This window comes from Microbacterium trichothecenolyticum, from assembly GCF_000956465.1.
Lineage (GTDB): Bacteria > Actinomycetota > Actinomycetes > Actinomycetales > Microbacteriaceae > Microbacterium > Microbacterium trichothecenolyticum.
On sequence record NZ_JYJA01000031.1, the window covers coordinates 26,152 to 43,189 of the forward strand.

Here is a 17,038-nt window from a genome sequence, read left to right on the forward strand (position 1 = left end):
GCACGCGGCGGTGTTGCGACGCACCGGAGGGCGGTGCGCCGCTCGCCGATCACCCTCCGATCCGTGCCAGCCGCCAGCCCTCGATCCCCGACTCGACCGCGCCATCGAGCGCCAGCAGCCCGAGGATCCCCCCGACGACGTCGGCCGCCATCCCCGCGCGCCGCGCGATCTCGGTGGCATCCCGCCACACGCGGGTGCTCATGGCGTCCTTCACGCGGGTCGCGTCCCCGGTGTACGCCCCGTCTCCGGGGGCTGCGGCATCCGTCTCTCCTGGCATCCCCAGCAGCTCCCGGACGTCATCCGCACTCGTGATGCACTGGGCGCCGTACTCCCGGATGAGCCGGTGCGTACCCGCCGACGTCGCCGATGTGATCTGACCCGGGACGGCGCCGAGGGGGCGCGACAGCGCCGCCGCGTGGCCCGCGGTGTTGAGCGAGCCGCTGCGCCAGCCGGCTTCGACGACGACGGTGGCGGCCGAGAGCGCGGCGATCAGGCGGTTCCGCTGCAGGAAGCGCCACTTCGTCGGCGCGGCGCCGCATGGGACCTCGCTCACCACGACACCTCGTCGGGCGACGTCGTCGATCAGCTGCGTGTGACCCGCGGGGTACGCGCGGTCGGCACCGCCAGCGAGCAGTGCGACGGTGAGTCCGCCGGCGCGAAGTGCGGCGCGGTGGGCTGCCCCATCGATGCCGTAGGCGCCGCCCGACACCACGGCGATGCCGCTGGCCGCCAGTTCGGCGGCGAGCTCCCTCGCCACATGGTCGCCGTAGTGAGAGGCGGCCCGGGCGCCGACGACGGCGACGGATGCCTCGAGCCGGCGCAGCGCCGAGGCATCACCGCGCACCCACAGGCACAGCGGCGCATGTGCGCCGAGGTCGTCGAGCTGCGTGGGCCAGTCCGGATCGCCGCGCGTCAGCAGCGTGACGCCCCGTGCGGCCGCCGCGGCCAGGGAACCGGCGACCGCGCCCGCCGACAGCCGCGGCAGCCATCTCTTGCGCGCGTCGACGAGTTCCTTCGGCGTGAGTTCGGGAAACTCCCCGTCTGCCAGCACGGCTTCCAGCGCCGCGACCGGGCCGCGCGCGCCGATGATGCGGCCGGCGACCGAGTCGCCGGGCTCGATGAGCTGGCACCAGACGGCCGTCGCATACCGTGCCCGCGCCTCCTGCGCGTCGAACTCGATGCCCGCGGGCGACAGCGCCTGCTGGGCGGCGCCTGCGCTCAGGTCGAACGCGATCACAGTGAGATCCCCTTCTTCAGGTACAGGGCGCGCCCGACATGTTCCGCCCCGAGCTGGGCGCGGCCCTCGATGTCGGCCAGTGACCAGGCGACGCGCAGGACCCTGTCATAAGCCCGCAGGGTGAGCGCTCCGCGGTGAAGTGCGGCATCGAGCGGGCGGCGGACGACTGGAGACGGCGCAGCAGGTCCCTCGCGCAGCCATGTGCCCGGCACGTCGGCATTCACCTTCCACGGTGTCTCCGCGAGGCGGCGGCTCGCGCGTGCCCGCGCATCGGCGACCTGCGCTCGTGCGCTCTCGGTGGACACCGTCGGCCCGGTGCCGCGCTGCGCCACTGCGACGCGCGTCAGGGTCAGCTCGATGTCCATGCGGTCCAGGAGCGGTCCGGACAGCCGGCCGAGATAGCGGCGGATCGCTGCCGGTGGACACGTGCACGTGCCGCCGCGGATGCCGTGGTCGCCGCACGGGCACGGGTTCGTCGCCAGCACGAGCTGGAACCGTGCCGGATACTCGGCGTGCGCGCCCGCGCGGTCGATCGTGATGGTGCCGGACTCGAGGGGCTGGCGCAGGGCGTCCAGCGCGCTGGCTGCGAACTCGCCCGCCTCGTCGAGGAACAGGACGCCCTCGCTCGCGCGCGCGATCGCCCCCGGGCGCACCACTCGCGTGCCGCCGCCCACCAAGGCGGCCACGCTCGCGCTGTGATGCGGAGCGACGAAGGGCGGGGTGCGGGAGAGCTCGACCACTCGGGAGCCCGCCAGGCTCCGAATCGAGGCCGCGGTCAGCGCCGCGCGATCGTCGAGTTCGGGGAGGATGCCCGGCAGGCGCCGGGCGAGCATCGTCTTGCCGGCTCCAGGCGGTCCGCACATCAGCAGATGATGACCGCCCGCAGCCGCGACGACGAGCGCCTCGACGGCGTCGCGCTGCCCGATCACCTCCGCGAGATCGAGCGTCGGCTCGGCTGCCTCCTCGTCGTCCGGGAGGGCGACCGGTGCGTCGTCGGCGACTTCGACGTCGCCGCCGTGCCACGCGATCACCTGCGCGAGGTTGACGGCGGCGAGGACCTCGATGCCGTCCACGAGCGAGGCTTCGGGGCCGTTCGCGTGGGGAACCACGACGCGTCGATGCCCCGCTCGCCGAGCGGCGACCACCGCCGGGAGCACCCCCGGCACCGGCCGGAGGCGACCGTCGAGTCCGAGCTCACCGATGTGGATCGCCGACGCGACAGAGACCGCGTCCATGGACGTCTCGGTCGCCAGGGACGCGACCGCGATGGCCACGTCGAATCCGGACCCCTGCTTGGGCAGACTCGCGGGAGACAGGTTCACCGTGAGTCGTCGTCGCGTAAGCGGCGTGCCGGTGTTCGCACAGGCGTTGTGCACGCGTTGGACCGACTCGCCGAGCGCCTTGTCGGGAAGCCCGATGATGCGGAAGTCCGGCTGCTGGTTCGACAGGTCCGCCTCGACCTCCACGCATTCGCCTTCGGCCCCGACGAGGGCGACGGCCCACGTGCGTGCGACCTTCACGGCACCTCCACGTCGACGAGATGCTCCAGGCGCGCGGTGCCGGGATCGGGGCCGATGAGGCCGATCGCGTCGATGCGCAGCCGCCGTCCCTGCACGAGCTCGCGGTGCGCACTCGCCCACGCGATCGAGAGGCGCCAGAGCCTTCCCCGTTTGCGGGCGTCGAGCGCCTCGAACGGGTGCCCGAACCCCTCATCACGCCGCGTCTTGACCTCGACGACGACGACCGTCGAGCGGTCGGCGGCCACGAGGTCGATCTCGCCGTCGCGGCATCGCCAGTTGCGTGCGAGGACGGTGAATCCCCGCGCCTCGAAGTAGCGGGCCGCGCGATCCTCGCCCGCGCGCCCGAGGACGTCTTTATCTGCCATTCCGGCATCGTCGCGCGCGAGTGCAGGCGCGCGGACGCGAGGGTGCGGCATCCGTTCAGAACTCGAGCTGCGTCCCCGAATCGGTGGGCTGGGGAGGAAGCGTCAGGACCGCTCAGGTGTCGAGCGAGAGCTCCTCGGGGAGGTGGAAATCGCGGCGCGAGAGCTCTTCGACGTTGACGTCCTTGAACGTCAGCACGCGCACGGCCTTCACGAAGCGATCGGCGCGGTAGATGTCCCAGACCCAGACGTCGGACATCGAGATCTCGAAGTAGAAATCGTGCTCGGTGTCGCGGCGCACGACGTTGACCTCGTTCGCGAGGTAAAAACGCCGCTCCGTCTCGATCACGTACTGGAACTGCGAGACGACATCGCGGTACTCGCGGTACAGAGCGAGTTCGAGCTCGCGGTCGTAGTCTTCGAAGACCTCGTCATCCATGGTGAATCCATCCTATGGGCGCGGGCGGGCGCGGCGACCCGCATGCGCGTGTGGCGAACGTTCAGAAGAGCGTGGGCGCCTCGCCGATCGACCACGAGGCCCGGTGGTGCCGGCTGATGCCATGCGTGCGGATGGCTTGACGGTGGTCGGGGCTGGCGTAGCCCTTGTTGCGGGCCCAGTTGTATGCGGGGAGCTCGTCGTGCAGTTCGGTCATGAGACGGTCACGCGCGACCTTCGCGATGACGGATGCCGCGGCCGCCGAGGCGCAGTCGCGGTCGGCTTTGATCACCGGACGCACCGTGAGCCCCCACTCGCCGGCGGGACGGATGTAGTCGTAGTTGCCGTCGAGGATGACGATGGCGTCCTCCGGCACGACGCCGTGCGCGCGGAGATCCGCGATTGCACGGATCGAGGCGAGCCCGAGGGCGCGCATGATCCCGATCTCGTCGATCTCCTCGGAGCTCGCCCATCCGACGGCGCTGGCGGCGACCCAGGTGGCCGCGCGTGCCGCGACATCAGCGCGCTTCGGCTCCGGAACGAGCTTCGAGTCGCGCAACCCCTGCGGAATGCGCTTGCGCGATCGCGGGGCGTCCACGACCGCCGCGCCGACCGCGACCGGCCCGGCCAGCGCCCCTCGCCCCACCTCGTCGCATGCGATGACGAGCGCGTGCTCCCGCAGGAGCCGGCGCTCGAGCGTGAGACGGGGCTCGGCGACGGTCACTTCCCGCCGCCCTCCGGCTCCGCGTCGGGAACCCCGGCGAACACGTCGTGGTGGAAGTCCAGCAGTCCGAACCGGTCGAACGGCCACGTCACGAGGAACGCACGGCCCACGAGGTTGTCGATGGGCACGAAGCCCTTGCCTGGCTGATCGGTGTTGTACCGCGAGTCCTTGGATCGGTAACGGTTGTCACCGAGCACCCAGAGGCTGCCCTCGGGAACCGTGACGTCGAAGGGATCACCCGAGGCCGCGGTCTCCCCCGCCGGCAGCTTGAGGTACGCGCTCTCGTCGATCGGCACGTCGTTGACGGTGATCTGCCCGATGGCGTTGCAGCACACGACGTGGTCGCCGGGGACGCCGATGATGCGCTTCACGAGGTGGTCGTCGCTGTCGGGCGCCGCGAGTCCGACGAGCGACAGCACCCACTCGACGCCCTCGACGATCGGAGGACGCGCGGGTGCCGTGCTGGGCGGGAGCCATCCGCCCGGATCCTGGAACACCACGATGTCGCCGCGCTCGTAGCCGCCGAAGCGCGGCGTGATCTCGTCGACGAGGATGCGGTCCTTGACATGGAGGGTGTCCTCCATCGACCCCGAGGGGATGTAGAACGACCGCACCAGGAAGGTCTTGACCACGAGCGAGACGAGCACTGCGATCAGGATGATCACGACGACGTCGCGCACGAACACCAGCCAGCCCCGACGACGCGGCTGAATGGTCGCGGCGGGCTCGGGCCCGGGCGCCGGCTCGGCCGGAGCCGACTTCTCGGTCGTCATGAGTTCCTTCGCGGGCGCCGACGGTCGCGGCGACCCGCCTTCAAGGGTCGCACACTCCGGCCCTTCCGGAGTACGGACGAAGCCCCGGACCTGGTCGGTCCGGGGCTTCGTGACAGCGCTGCGGGGAGAGCGTCAGTTGCTCTCGCGCTTCTCCTTGATCTTGGCCTTCTTGCCGCGGAGGTTGCGCAGGTAGTACAGCTTCGCGCGACGCACGTCACCGCGGGTCACGACCTCGATGTGGTCGATGACCGGGGAGTGCACCGGGAAGGTGCGCTCGACGCCGACCTGGAAGCTGATCTTGCGGACCGTGAAGGTCTCGCGAACGCCATCGCCGGAGCGGCCGATGACGACGCCCTGGAAGACCTGGATACGCGAGCGGTTGCCCTCGGTGATGTTGACGTGCACCTTCACGGTGTCGCCGGCGTTGAAGGCGGGGATGTCGGAGCGGAGTGAAGCCGCGTCGACGGCGTCGAGGATCTGCATGATCGTCTCTCTCTGCGGCCGCCACAGGTCGACCGCGGGAAGGATGGTAAAGGACTGAGCGTGCCGCAGGCCTTCGGCGTGACGCCGTTCAGCTGGTTCCCCTGAGGCAGAACCGGTCAGGGCACAAACAGCCATTCTGCCATGGATGCCGCACCCGGCCAAACCGCGTCAGCTCGCGGGTGGAGTCTGCTTCTCCGAGATGACGATGACCTCGCGCCGAGCCGCCTCCGGCGCGTCGGCTTCTGCGGGGATGTACGCGACGCCCTCGGACGTGTGCAGGACGAATCGCGAGGGCCGCGCCTCGCTCCACAGCTGCCACAGCTCGAGCCAGAAGAGCCCGACGCCCGCGAGGATCGCCACCACCATGACGGGCGCCCACCACGCCTCGGCGAACAAGCCCAGCGAGATGACGAGGAGGTGCCACACGGTGAACCCGAGGACGTCCCACCAGGAGACGGCGCGGTGAGCCCGCACCGTTCCGCGCGCCCGCACCAGCACCGTGAGGAGCAACTGCCACAGGAAGACGCCAGGGATGGCGAGGAACAGCACCCAGAGGAACGCCCAGCCCCCTGCGTTGAACACGGCCCATCCGACCAGGAGCCACAGCGGCAGCAGGAAGGCGGACGGGATCAGCCAGCCGAAGAATGCGCGACGCAGCCACATGCCACCGATGCTACGCCCGCACACGACCCCCGTGGTCCGCTTCCGCGCGCCGCGGAGCATCCTCCCAGCCCGGTGCCGACGGGTCAGACAGAATGGAGGGGAACGAGAGGATCCCCCACATGATCGAGTTGCGCACGCCTGCCGAGATCGAGGCGATGAAGCCCGCAGGGCGATTCGTCGCCGAGACGCTCGCGACGCTGCGCGACGACACGAAGGTGGGCACCAACCTCCTCGCCATCGACCGCCGCGCGCACGAGCTGATCCGCCGCGCGGGCGCCGAGTCGTGCTACATCGACTACCACCCCTCGTTCGGCGCCCGGCCGTTCGGCAAGGTGATCTGCACTTCCGTCAACGACGCGGTGCTCCACGGTCTCCCCTTCGACTACGCACTGCGCGACGGCGACCTGGTCTCGCTCGACTTCGCCGTCTCGATCGACGGCTGGGTCGCCGACTCCGCCGTGTCGTTCGTCGTGGGCACGCCGCGCGACGAGGATCTCTCCCTCATCGCCACCACCGAGCGCGCACTGGATGCCGCGATCGCCGCGGCGACCGTCGGCAACCGCATCGGCGACATCTCGGCGGCGATCGCCGAAGTCGCCCACGGCGACGGCTACTCGATCAACACCGACTTCGGCGGCCACGGGGTCGGGCGGGAGATGCACGGCGACCCCCACGTGGCGAACGACGGCAAGGCCGGACGCGGCTACCCTCTGCGCGCGGGCCTCGTCCTGGCCCTCGAGCCGTGGTTCCTCCAGACCACCGACGAGCTGGTGACCGACCCCGACGGCTGGACCCTGCGATCGGCTGACGGGTCGCGCGGCGCGCACTCCGAGCACACCGTGGCGATCACCGAGGGCGGTCCCATCGTCCTCACCGATCGCTCATGGCTCGGCGTGAACTGACGCGCAGAACGCGCGCTTGCGGTCAGGTGCGCATCTCCGCGCTCGGGGCGTGCGCGGGAGACGTCGTTGGCGTGAGCGCCGCGAGCGACGCCGCGACCGAGTGATCCGCCGCCGCCTCTGCGCGGGGGTGCTCGCACAGCACGATCAGCGACTTCGCGGCCAGGCGGAGCACGTCGCCCGGCTTGACGATGGCGGAGTCCGCGCGCTCGCCGGCGGTGTCGACGAACACCTCCCAGTCCGGGCTGTTCTCGACGACCGGGATGTGGAAGTCGATGATGTCGTCGCCGGCGTTGAACAGCACGATGAAGTGCCGGTCGCGGATCTCGTCGCCGCGGCGGTCGCGCTCGCGGATCCCCCCGCCGTTCAGGAACACGCCGATCGCGCGCCCGAAGCCCGAGTCCCAGTCCTCCGGCTGCATGAGGGTGCCGTCGGGACGCAGCCAGGCGATGTCCGCCAGCGCCCGGCCGACCTCCCGGCGGACGGGGCGGCCCTCGAAGAACCGGCGACGACGAAACGTCGGGTGGTCGCGCCGCAGCCGCGCCAGCGCGGCGGTGAACTCCAGCAGCGGCATGTCCGCGGCATCCCAGTCCACCCACGTGGTCTCGTTGTCCTGCGCGTAGCCGTTGTTGTTGCCGCGCTGGGTGCGTCCGATCTCGTCGCCGTGCAGCAGCATGGGCACGCCCTGGCTGAGCAGCAGGGTCGCGATGAAGTTGCGCTGCTGTCGGGCGCGCAGCGTCAGCACCGCGGGATCGTCGGTCGGCCCCTCGACGCCGAAGTTCGACGAGCGGTTGTCGTCGGCGCCGTCGCGTCCGTCCTCGCCGTTGGCGTCGTTGTGCTTGTCGTTGTACGACACGAGATCGCGCAGCGTGAAGCCGTCGTGGGCGGTGACGAAGTTGACGGATGCCACGGGCCGGCGTCCGGAGTGCTCGTAGAGGTCTGCCGACCCGGTGAGCCGTGAGGCGAACTCGCCGAGCGCCTGCGGCTCGCCGCGCCAGAAGTCGCGCACCGTGTCGCGGTACTTGCCGTTCCACTCCGTCCACTGCGGCGGGAAGTTGCCGACCTGGTAACCGCCGGGGCCGACGTCCCACGGCTCGGCGATGAGCTTCGCCTGCGACACCACCGGATCCTGCTGCACCAGCTCGAAGAACGCCGACAGACGGTCGACGTCGTAGAACTCGCGCGCGAGCGCCGACGCGAGGTCGAAGCGGAATCCGTCGACGTGCATGTCGAGCACCCAGTAGCGCAGCGAGTCCATGATCAGCTGCAGCGAGTGGGGATTGCGCACGTTGAGGCTGTTCCCCGTGCCCGTGTAGTCCGTGTAGAACCGCTTGTCGTCGTCTTCGAGCTTGTAGTAGGCGGCGTTGTCGATGCCGCGCATCGAGAGCGTTGGGCCCAGGTGGTTGCCCTCGGCCGTGTGGTTGTAGACCACATCGAGGATCACTTCGATGCCGGCCGCGTGCAGCGCCCGGACCATGCCCTTGAACTCCTGCACCTGCTGACCGCGGTGACCGGTCGCGGAGTACGCGTTGTGCGGGGCGAAGTAGGAGATCGTGTTGTAGCCCCAGTAGTTCGACAGCCCCTTGTCCTGCAGGATCGCATCGTCGACGAACTGGTGGACGGGCATGAGCTCGATCGCCGTAACCCCCACCTTGAGCAGGTGCTCGATGATCGCAGGGTGGGCGATCGCGCTGTAGGAGCCCCGCATCTCCTCCGGGATGGCAGGGTGCCGCTGCGTGAGCCCGCGTACATGGGCCTCGTAGACGAGGGTCTCGGAGTACGGCGTCCGCGGACGCCGGTCGCCCGCCCAATCGAAGAAGGGATTGACGACGACGCCCTTCATCATGTCGGCGGCGGAGTCCTCGTCATTGCGCGAATCCGGGTCGCCGAAGGTGTAGCCGTACACGGGCTGCCCCCACCGGATGCTGCCCTCCACCGCCTTCGCGTAGGGATCCAGGAGCAGCTTCGCGGGGTTGAACCGCAACCCGTTCGCGGGGTCGTACGGGCCGTGCACGCGGTAGCCGTAGCGCTGACCGGGCTGGATGTTCGGAACGTAGGCGTGCCAGACGTAGGCGTCGACCTCGACGAGATCGACGCGCGTCTCCGCGCCGCGCTCTCCGAACAGGCACAGCTCGACCCGCTCCGCCCCCTCGCTGAACAGCGCGAAGTTCGTCCCGCTCCCGTCGAACGTCGCTCCGAGCGGATATGCCGATCCCGGCCAGGTGTGCACGAATCTTCTCCTTGCCGTCGGGTCGGTACACCTTATCGGAGCAGGATCGCCGAACCCTGGAGCTCACGCGTCCAGCGATCTCGCCGACCGCCCGCGGGAAGCCGTCGAGCGTCGGAACGGCGGAGCGAGCAGCTCGCAGGAGACCGCCCCGCGCGCTCGCGCGCGGCGCAGCATCCATTCCGCTCTTCTCACTTCCTCGCGCCGGGCGGTGTGATCGAAACGTTCGCTCGGGGTAACCGCGCGTGGTCCGACGGTGAAACACCGCGCTCGTAGCGTCAGCTTCACCGAGACGTCCGCCCCCGAGGAGGAGCCATGGCCCACCGCGACCGTGTCAACAGCCGGAAACACGACGCTGACGCTGATGCAACATCGCCGGCGTACGGTGACGGCATGAACGAGACCCCTGCCCTCGGCACCCACGTGGTGATCGTCGGCGCGGGCATGGTCGCGCACCGCTTCGTCGAGAGCCTGCTGAGCCGGGCGGGCGACGAGTGGCGCATCACGCTCATCGGCGAGGAGGGGCGTCACCCCTACGATCGGGTCGGCCTCACCGGATTCTTCGCCGGCGTCTCACCCGAAGACCTCGAGCTCGAGCGCGCGGTGCTCGACGACGAGCGCGTGCGGTTCCTCCGCGGCGAGGCCGTCACCCGCATCGACCGCGCCGCGCGCCGCGTCACGACCCGCAGCGGCACCAGCGTCGCCTACGACCGACTCGTCCTCGCGACCGGCTCGTACGCCGCACGCCTCTCGGTCGACGGCTTCGGGCTCGAGGGGTGCTTCGTCTACCGCACCCTCGACGACGTCGAGAAGCTCGAGCAGTTCGTCGAGCGCCGCTCGGCCGAGCTCGGGCGTCCGCTCGTGGGCACGGTGATCGGCGGCGGACTCCTCGGGCTCGAGGCCGCAGGCGCCCTCCAGGGCCTCGACGTCGACTGCACGGTGGTGCAGTCCTCCGATCGGCTCATGTCAGCGCAACTGGACCTGCCCGCCGGCAACGCGCTGCGCCGTCTCATCGAGTCGCGCGGCATCACGGTCAAGACCGAGGCCGTCACCACCCGGCTCGATCCCGATCGCTCGGGGCAGGTCACCGGCCTGGAGTTCCGGGACGGCACCTATGCCCGCACGGACGTCGTGGTGTTCACCGTCGGCGTGCGCCCGCGCGACGAGCTGGCGCGGGGCGCCGGGCTCGACGTGCACCCCCGCGGCGGCGTGCTGATCGACGCCGGCTGTCAGACCTCCGACCCCCGAGTGCTGGCGATCGGGGAGGTCGCCAACTTCGACGGAATGTGCGTCGGCCTCGTCGCTCCCGGCTATGCGATGGCCGAGGTCGCCGCGACGCGGCTGCTCGGGGGCGAGGCATCCTTCCCCGGCTACGACCTGTCGACCAAGCTCAAGCTCTCGGGAGTCGATGTGGCCAGCTTCGGCGACGCCTTCGCCGAGACCCCCGGCGCGCTCGACGTCACCTACGCCGACCCGGTGGCCGGTGTGTACAAGAAGCTCGTGCTGTCGGACGACGCGAAGACGCTGCTCGGCGGCATCCTCGTCGGCGACGCGTCGGCATACGGGTCGCTCCGCCCGCTCGTCGGAGGCGCGCTCGGCGGTGACCCGGCTGCCTACCTCATGCCCGAGGGCGGTGTGGCCGCGCCGACCGGCGACCTCCCCGACGAGGCGCTCGTGTGCTCCTGCAACAGCGTCACGGCGGGAGCGATCCGGCACGCGGTGCACGAGGAGGGCTGCACGGATGTCGCGGCCATCAAGTCCTGCACGAAGGCCGGGGCCGCGTGCGGTTCCTGCGTGATGATGGTCAAGAAGATCGTCGGCACCGAGCTCGCCAAGTCCGGAGCGGCGCTCAGCAACGCGATCTGCGAGCACTTCGACATGTCGCGCCGCCAGCTGTTCGACGCCGTGCGGGTGTCGGGTCTCACGACGTTCAGCGCCGTCATCGAGCGTTTCGGCACCGGCCGCGGCTGCGACATCTGCAAGCCGGCACTCGCCAGCATCCTGTCGACGCTCGTGCGCGGACACGTGCTCGAAGGCGAGAACGCCACCCTGCAGGACACCAACGACCACGTGATGGCGAACCTCCAGAAGGACGGCAGCTACTCGGTGGTGCCCCGCATCCCCGGCGGCGAGATCACGCCCGAGGGGCTGCTGGTGATCGGCCAGGTCGCGAAGGACTTCGGGCTCTACACGAAGATCACGGGCGGCCAGCGCATCGACATGTTCGGCGCACGCCTCGAGCAGCTGCCCGAGATCTGGAAGCAGCTCGTGGACGCCGGCTTCGAGTCGGGGCACGCATACGGCAAGTCGCTGCGCACGGTGAAGTCGTGCGTCGGCTCGACGTGGTGCCGCTACGGCGTGCAGGACTCGGTCGGCATGGCCGTGCAGCTGGAGCTTCGCTACCGCGGTCTGCGCTCGCCGCACAAGATCAAGCTCGGCGTCTCGGGCTGCGCGCGCGAGTGCGCGGAGGCCCGGGGCAAGGACGTCGGCGTGATCGCCACCGAGGCAGGGTGGAACATGTATGTCGGCGGCAACGGCGGGTTCACGCCCCGCCACGCGGTGCTGCTCGCCGAGGGGCTCAGCGACGACGAGCTCCTCACGGCGATCGACCGGTTCCTGATGTACTACATCTTCACCGCCGACCGCCTGCAGCGTACCGCGCCGTGGTTCGAGGACCTGGACGGCGGGATCGAAGGTCTGCGCGACGTCATCTTCGAGGACGGCCTCGGCATCTGCGCCGACCTCGACGCCGCGATGGCGGCCCACCTCGACTCGTACGAGGACGAATGGAAGGCGACCCTCGAGGACCCCGAGAAGCTCCGCCGATTCGCGTCGTTCGTCAACGCACCGTCGACTCCCGACCCCTCGCTGGCCTACACCGCCGAGCGGGGCCAGCCCCGACCCGCCACCGAGGACGAGCGCGCCGATTCGCGCGTGCTCATCGCCGGAACGACCCTGGAGGTGCGCCGATGACCCTCGTCGACCCGCAGACGGCCGAGTACACCGCCCCCGACGGCTGGGTGCGCGTGTGCGCGCTCGACGATCTCGAGATCGAGCGCGGCCGCGCCGCCCTCCTGGGCGGCACGCAGATCGCACTCTTCCTCCTCCACGGGCCGGACGGCTCCACGGGCCGCGTCCACGCCGTCTCGAACCTCGACCCCTACAGCCACGCGCACGTCATCTCGCGCGGCATCGTCGGCACCCGCCAGGACGTGCCCACGGTCGCCTCGCCGATGTACAAGCAGGTCTTCGATCTGCGCACGGGCGTCTGCCTCGACACCCAGGGCAAGGAGCCGAAGAGCCTGCACGTCTGGCCCGTGGCCGTCGACGACGGACATGTGCTGGTCCGCTGGGAGGGAGAGGGATGACCGGGCGGGCGAAGAGCACCGTCGGCCGCGTCGACCTCATCGGCGGCGGCCCCGGTCCCATCGACCTGCTCACCCTGCGTGCATGGCGCCTGCTGACGCGCGCGGAGGTCGTCGTGATGGACCGGCTCGGTCCGACCGACATCCGCGACCATGTCGGTCCGGACGTGGAGATCATCGACGTCGGCAAGCTGCCAGGCCACCACCCCGTGCCGCAGGACGAGATCAACGAGCTCCTCGTCGACCGCGCCCGCGCGGGCAAGCGCGTGGTGCGCCTCAAAGGCGGCGACCCCTTCGTCTTCGGCCGCGGCGGCGAGGAGGTGGCCGCATGCCTCGCGGCCGGCGTGCCGGTCGACGTCGTGCCCGGCATCTCGAGCGCCGTCGCGGTGCCCCAGGCAGCCGGCATCCCGATCACCCATCGCGGTGTCGCGGGAGCCGTGCACATCATGAACGGGCCGTCAGAGGTGACCGAAGCCACGCTCGCGGCCCTGCGCGACGACAGCGTGACGACGGTCATCCTGATGGGCGTCGGCGCACTGCCCCGCATCGTCTCGGACGCCCTCCACGCCGGCGTTCCCGCGGATCGTCCCGTCGCCATCGTCGAGCGCGGTCACCACCGCGACCAGCGCACGACACGCAGTACTCTGGGGTCGGTCGTGGTCGATGCAGGCCTCGCCGGCGTGCGCAACCCTGCCGTCATCGTGGTCGGCGAGGTCGCCCGAGCCGGGCTGCTGCTTCCCGACCCCCAACTGGCAGGTGACATCGTCCTTTGAGCTCCACCCCACGCCCCACCCTCTCGGCCGCACTCGACGGCTGCACGATCGTCATCGCCGTCGATCGTCGCTCCTCCGAGCTGGCCGCTGCCCTCGAGCGTCACGGCGCTCACGTGCGCCACGCCCCCGCGCTCACGATCGTCCCCCACATCGACGACGACGCCCTCATCGCCGCGACGCGCGAGCTCATCGCGCAGCAGCCCGACGTGGTCGTCGCGACGACGGGCGTGGGCTTTCGCGGCTGGATGGAGGCCGCCGACGAAGCAGGACTGCTCGACGACCTCCACGCCGCACTGTCCCGCGCCCAGATCGTCGCACGCGGCCCGAAGGCGCGCGGCGCGATCCAGCAGGCGGGTCTCACCGCAGACTGGGTGGCGGAGTCCGAGACGTCCGCGGAGCTCGGCGAGTACCTCCTCGCCGAGGGTGTCGCCGACCGGCGCGTGGCAGTCCAGCACCACGGCTCGGGCGCCGACGGCCTCGACGAGCTGTTCGAGGGTGCGGGCGCCGACGTGGTGAGCCTGACCGTGTACCGCTGGGGCCCTCCCCCCGACCCCGCGGCGGTCTCCCGCTCGGTCGTCGCCGCCGCGCAGGGCGAGGTCGACGCGGTGCTGTTCACGTCCGCCCCGGGCGCCGCCGAGTGGATCGCGGCCGCACGGAACGAGGGCGTGCTCGCCGAGATCGTCGAGCGCGAGGTGGAGCGACGCCTGCTCATGGCCGCCGTCGGGCCGATCACGGCGGGCCCGCTCCAGGAGGCGGGCCTTCAGCCGCTGATCGCCGAGCGCGGTCGCCTCGGCTCGCTCGTGCGAGCCGTCGTCACACACTTCGGCGGGGGTGGCGCGGCATCGCTCCCGACCGCTGCCGGCCGTCTCGAGCTGCGCAGCACGGGCATCGTGCTGGACGGCCGGCACATCCCGCTGTCGCGCAGCGCCACCGACATCGTGGCCGCGCTGTTCGACGCCCAGGGCGGCGTGGTCTCGCGGCCGCGTCTGCAGGCGGCGCTCCCGCGCTCGGGCGAGAACACGCACGCCGTCGAGATGGCCGTCGCGCGGCTGCGCGAGTCGCTAGGCGTTCCCGACCTGGTCAAGACCGTGGTGAAGCGCGGCTACCGCCTCAACGTCATCGACCCCGCCTGACGCGTCGCAGGTGATCCTGCGGCGGCCGCCGCTGAGCCCACGCGGCCGGAGGCTCCGCGCCACGCGCCGGCGGCGCGTGGAGGAGCCGTGGGGACCGCCCGCCCTCAGGCCGCAGGATCCGGCTCCGTCAGCAGGTCCGGACGGTGCGCCCGCGTGCGTTCGAGGCTCTGCTCGTGCCGCCATGCGGCGATCGCGCCGTGGTTGCCGCTGAGCAGCACGGGCGGCACCTCGAGCCCGCGCCATTCGGCGGGCTTCGTGTAGCTCGGGTACTCGAGCAGCCCGAGCTCGTGCGACTCCTCGACGAGGCTCTCGGGGTTGCCGACGACTCCCGGGATGAGCCGCGACACGGCCTCGATCACCGCCATCGCCGCGACCTCTCCCCCGTTCAGCACGTAGTCGCCGAGGCTCACTAGCCTCACCCGCCCACCCGCCGAGTAATGGTCGACGACGCGCTGGTCGATCCCCTCGTACCGCCCACAGGCGAACACGAGGTGCTTCTCGTCGGCGAGCTCCCGGGCCATCGGCTGCGAGAACAGTTCGCCGGCGGGCGACGGCACGAGCAGCACGGCGTCGTCGCTCAGCACGTCGTCGAGTGCTTCGCCCCAGGGCTCGGGCTTCATCACCATGCCGGCACCCCCGCCATACGGGGTGTCGTCCACGGTGCGATGGCGATCGTGGGTCCAGTCCCGCAGATCGTGGACATGCATGTCGAGGATGCCGCGGTCCCGCGCCTTCCCGATCAGCGAGACGCCGAGCACGTCGAAGAACGTCGGGAAGATCGTGACGATGTCGACGCGCATGCCTTCGAGTCTAGAAGCCCCGCGTGTTTCCGACGTGTGACGGGGCGCCCACCTCGGGCCGCGGCATCCGTGATCGAGAAGTGACGGAGAGGTAACCGCGCGAGGAGGCGGGCCGAAACACCGCGTTCCTAACGTGGAGACACACTCACCCCCAAGTGTGTGCTCACCTCAGGGAGGCGCCATGACCACGACCGACACGCCGTCGATGACGGATACCGCAGCTCCATCCCGCACCATCGCGCCGGCCGACGCGCCGGTCACGCTCACCCATCGCCCCGGCCGCTGGATCGACGGCTGGAACGCCGAGAATCCGACGTTCTGGGCCGCCTCGGGCCGCGCCATCGCGCGACGCAACCTCGGGTGGTCGATCTTCGCCGAGTTCCTCGGCTTCATCATCTGGCAGCTGTGGAGCATCGTCGTCGTGATGCTGCCCGCCGCCGGGTTCCAGCTCACGAGCTCCGAGTCGTTCTGGCTCATCTCGCTGCCGAGCCTCGTCGGCGCGACTCTGCGCTTCCCGTACACGTTCATGGTCGCGATCTTCGGCGGCCGCAACTGGACGATCGTGTCGGCGGCGCTGCTGCTGATCCCCGCGACGCTGCTCGGCATCGTCGTGTCGAACCCCGAGACCCCGTTCGGCGTGCTGCTGCTCGTCGCAGCGCTCGGCGGCGTCGGCGGCGGCAACTTCGCGAGTTCGATGGCGAACATCACCTACTTCTTCCCGCAGAAGGAGAAGGGCTGGGCGCTCGGCCTGAATGCCGCGGGCGGCAACCTCGGCACGTCGGTCGCCCAGTTCGCGGTGCCGATCGCGGTGACCATCGGCGCCGGTGCGACCCTCAACATCTCGCTCGCCGGCTGGATGTGGATCCCGCTCATCCTGCTCGCGATCTTCGGCGCCTGGCGCTACATGGACAACCTGTCGTCGGCGAAGGCGGACTTCGGCAGCTCCGCCGCGGCACTGCGCGAACCGCACCTGTGGATCATGGCGCTGCTCTACATCGGCACCTTCGGCTCGTTCATCGGGTTCGCAAGCGTCTTCCCGAAGCTCATCGCCGACCAGTTCCCCGAGTTCTCCACGATCCAGGTCGGACAGGCGGCGGTCTCGCTCGCGTTCCTCGGCGCCCTCGTCGGCTCGCTCGCCCGCCCCTACGGCGGCCGGCTCGCCGACCGCTTCGGCGGCGCACGCGTGACGGTGTGCGCCTTCTCGGTGATGGCACTCGGCGCCCTCGCCCTCGTCTGGACGCTGCCGATGCACAACTTCGTCGTGTTCCTGGCCTGCTTCCTCGTGCTGTTCGCAGCGACCGGCATGGGCAACGGGTCCACGTACCGGATGATCCCGAGCATCTTCGCCGCACGCTCGCAGGCGCGGGGCTACGCGCCGGGCACGGCGGAGGCCACGAAGATGATCCGCAAGGCGGCCGCGGCGCTCGGGCTCATCTCGGCGATCGGCGCCTACGGCGGGTTCCTCGTGCCTCAGGTGCTCAACGCCTCCCAGCTCGCCACCGGCGGCTACCAGGCCGCCTTCTACGGCTTCGTCGCCGCGTACGTGGGACTGCTGCTCCTCACGGTGTTCGTGTACGTGATCCCGCGGGCGTCGCTGGCGAAGCAGCGCATCTGACCGCACGTGCCCTGACGAAGAGCGGATG

At 70.6% G+C, this 17,038-nt stretch carries 16 protein-coding genes; 6 read left to right on the plus strand and 10 right to left on the minus strand.

The window, feature by feature from the left end:
* Window positions 1-49: 49 nt before the first annotated feature.
* The 8 genes from dprA to RS82_RS07055 form a co-directional block, all read right to left on the minus strand.
* Window positions 50-1,237, minus strand: coding sequence for a DNA-processing protein DprA (gene dprA / locus RS82_RS07020; RefSeq protein WP_211255882.1), 1,188 nt, complete (start codon window positions 1,235-1,237; stop codon window positions 50-52).
* Window positions 1,234-2,757, minus strand: a complete 1,524-nt coding sequence (locus RS82_RS07025) for a YifB family Mg chelatase-like AAA ATPase (RefSeq protein WP_045297886.1) — start codon at window positions 2,755-2,757, stop codon at window positions 1,234-1,236. The genes dprA and RS82_RS07025 overlap by 4 nt, the downstream gene beginning before the upstream one ends.
* Window positions 2,754-3,122: a YraN family protein gene (locus RS82_RS07030; RefSeq protein WP_045297887.1), complete on the minus strand. Its 369-nt coding sequence runs from the start codon at window positions 3,120-3,122 to the stop codon at window positions 2,754-2,756. Before RS82_RS07030 ends, RS82_RS07025 begins: the two co-directional genes overlap by 4 nt.
* 112 nt (window positions 3,123-3,234) lie before the next feature.
* The gene (locus tag RS82_RS07035; protein ID WP_045297888.1) at window positions 3,235-3,558 is read right to left on the minus strand and encodes a DUF2469 family protein; all 324 of its coding nucleotides are present in this window, start codon (window positions 3,556-3,558) and stop codon (window positions 3,235-3,237) included.
* Window positions 3,559-3,619: 61 nt separating this feature from the next.
* Window positions 3,620-4,279: a ribonuclease HII gene (locus RS82_RS07040; RefSeq protein ID WP_045297889.1), complete on the minus strand. Its 660-nt coding sequence runs from the start codon at window positions 4,277-4,279 to the stop codon at window positions 3,620-3,622.
* Window positions 4,276-5,052 (minus strand): signal peptidase I, encoded by a 777-nt coding sequence (gene lepB, locus RS82_RS07045; RefSeq protein WP_045297890.1) that lies wholly within the window; start codon window positions 5,050-5,052, stop codon window positions 4,276-4,278. Before lepB ends, RS82_RS07040 begins: the two co-directional genes overlap by 4 nt.
* Window positions 5,053-5,184: 132 nt before the next feature.
* Window positions 5,185-5,535: a 50S ribosomal protein L19 gene (gene rplS, locus RS82_RS07050; RefSeq protein ID WP_045297891.1), complete on the minus strand. Its 351-nt coding sequence runs from the start codon at window positions 5,533-5,535 to the stop codon at window positions 5,185-5,187.
* Window positions 5,536-5,703: 168 nt separating this feature from the next.
* Window positions 5,704-6,198: a hypothetical protein gene (locus RS82_RS07055; RefSeq protein WP_045297892.1), complete on the minus strand. Its 495-nt coding sequence runs from the start codon at window positions 6,196-6,198 to the stop codon at window positions 5,704-5,706.
* A 119-nt stretch (window positions 6,199-6,317) separates the two neighbouring features.
* Between RS82_RS07055 and map the strand changes: the two genes are divergently transcribed.
* Window positions 6,318-7,100, plus strand: a complete 783-nt coding sequence (map, locus tag RS82_RS07060; protein WP_045297893.1) for a type I methionyl aminopeptidase — start codon at window positions 6,318-6,320, stop codon at window positions 7,098-7,100.
* Between the two features lie 22 nt (window positions 7,101-7,122).
* Here map and glgX read toward each other — a convergent pair whose 3' ends face one another.
* The gene (gene glgX, locus RS82_RS07065) at window positions 7,123-9,327 is read right to left on the minus strand and encodes a glycogen debranching protein GlgX (RefSeq protein WP_045297894.1); all 2,205 of its coding nucleotides are present in this window, start codon (window positions 9,325-9,327) and stop codon (window positions 7,123-7,125) included.
* A gap of 390 nt (window positions 9,328-9,717) precedes the next feature.
* Between glgX and nirB the strand changes: the two genes are divergently transcribed.
* The 4 genes from nirB to RS82_RS07085 are packed head-to-tail and all read left to right on the plus strand — an operon-like array spanning window position 9,718 to window position 14,595.
* Entirely contained in the window at window positions 9,718-12,297 is a 2,580-nt protein-coding gene (gene nirB / locus RS82_RS07070) for a nitrite reductase large subunit NirB (protein ID WP_211255883.1), read from the plus strand.
* Window positions 12,294-12,692 carry a nitrite reductase small subunit NirD gene (gene nirD / locus RS82_RS07075; RefSeq protein ID WP_045297895.1) on the plus strand — a complete coding sequence of 133 codons (399 nt, stop codon included), beginning with the start codon at window positions 12,294-12,296 and terminating at the stop codon, window positions 12,690-12,692. The genes nirB and nirD overlap by 4 nt, the downstream gene beginning before the upstream one ends.
* Window positions 12,689-13,462 (plus strand): uroporphyrinogen-III C-methyltransferase, encoded by a 774-nt coding sequence (cobA, locus tag RS82_RS07080; RefSeq protein ID WP_045297896.1) that lies wholly within the window; start codon window positions 12,689-12,691, stop codon window positions 13,460-13,462. Before nirD ends, cobA begins: the two co-directional genes overlap by 4 nt.
* Entirely contained in the window at window positions 13,459-14,595 is a 1,137-nt protein-coding gene (locus RS82_RS07085) for a uroporphyrinogen-III synthase (RefSeq protein ID WP_045297897.1), read from the plus strand. The genes cobA and RS82_RS07085 overlap by 4 nt, the downstream gene beginning before the upstream one ends.
* Before the next feature lie 104 nt (window positions 14,596-14,699).
* Here the strand turns inward: RS82_RS07085 and trmD are convergent, their stop codons facing one another.
* Window positions 14,700-15,395, minus strand: a complete 696-nt coding sequence (gene trmD / locus RS82_RS07090) for a tRNA (guanosine(37)-N1)-methyltransferase TrmD (RefSeq protein ID WP_045297898.1) — start codon at window positions 15,393-15,395, stop codon at window positions 14,700-14,702.
* A 181-nt stretch (window positions 15,396-15,576) separates the two neighbouring features.
* Between trmD and RS82_RS07095 the strand changes: the two genes are divergently transcribed.
* Window positions 15,577-17,010, plus strand: coding sequence for an MFS transporter (locus tag RS82_RS07095; RefSeq protein ID WP_084695508.1), 1,434 nt, complete (start codon window positions 15,577-15,579; stop codon window positions 17,008-17,010).
* Window positions 17,011-17,038: the final 28 nt, after the last annotated feature.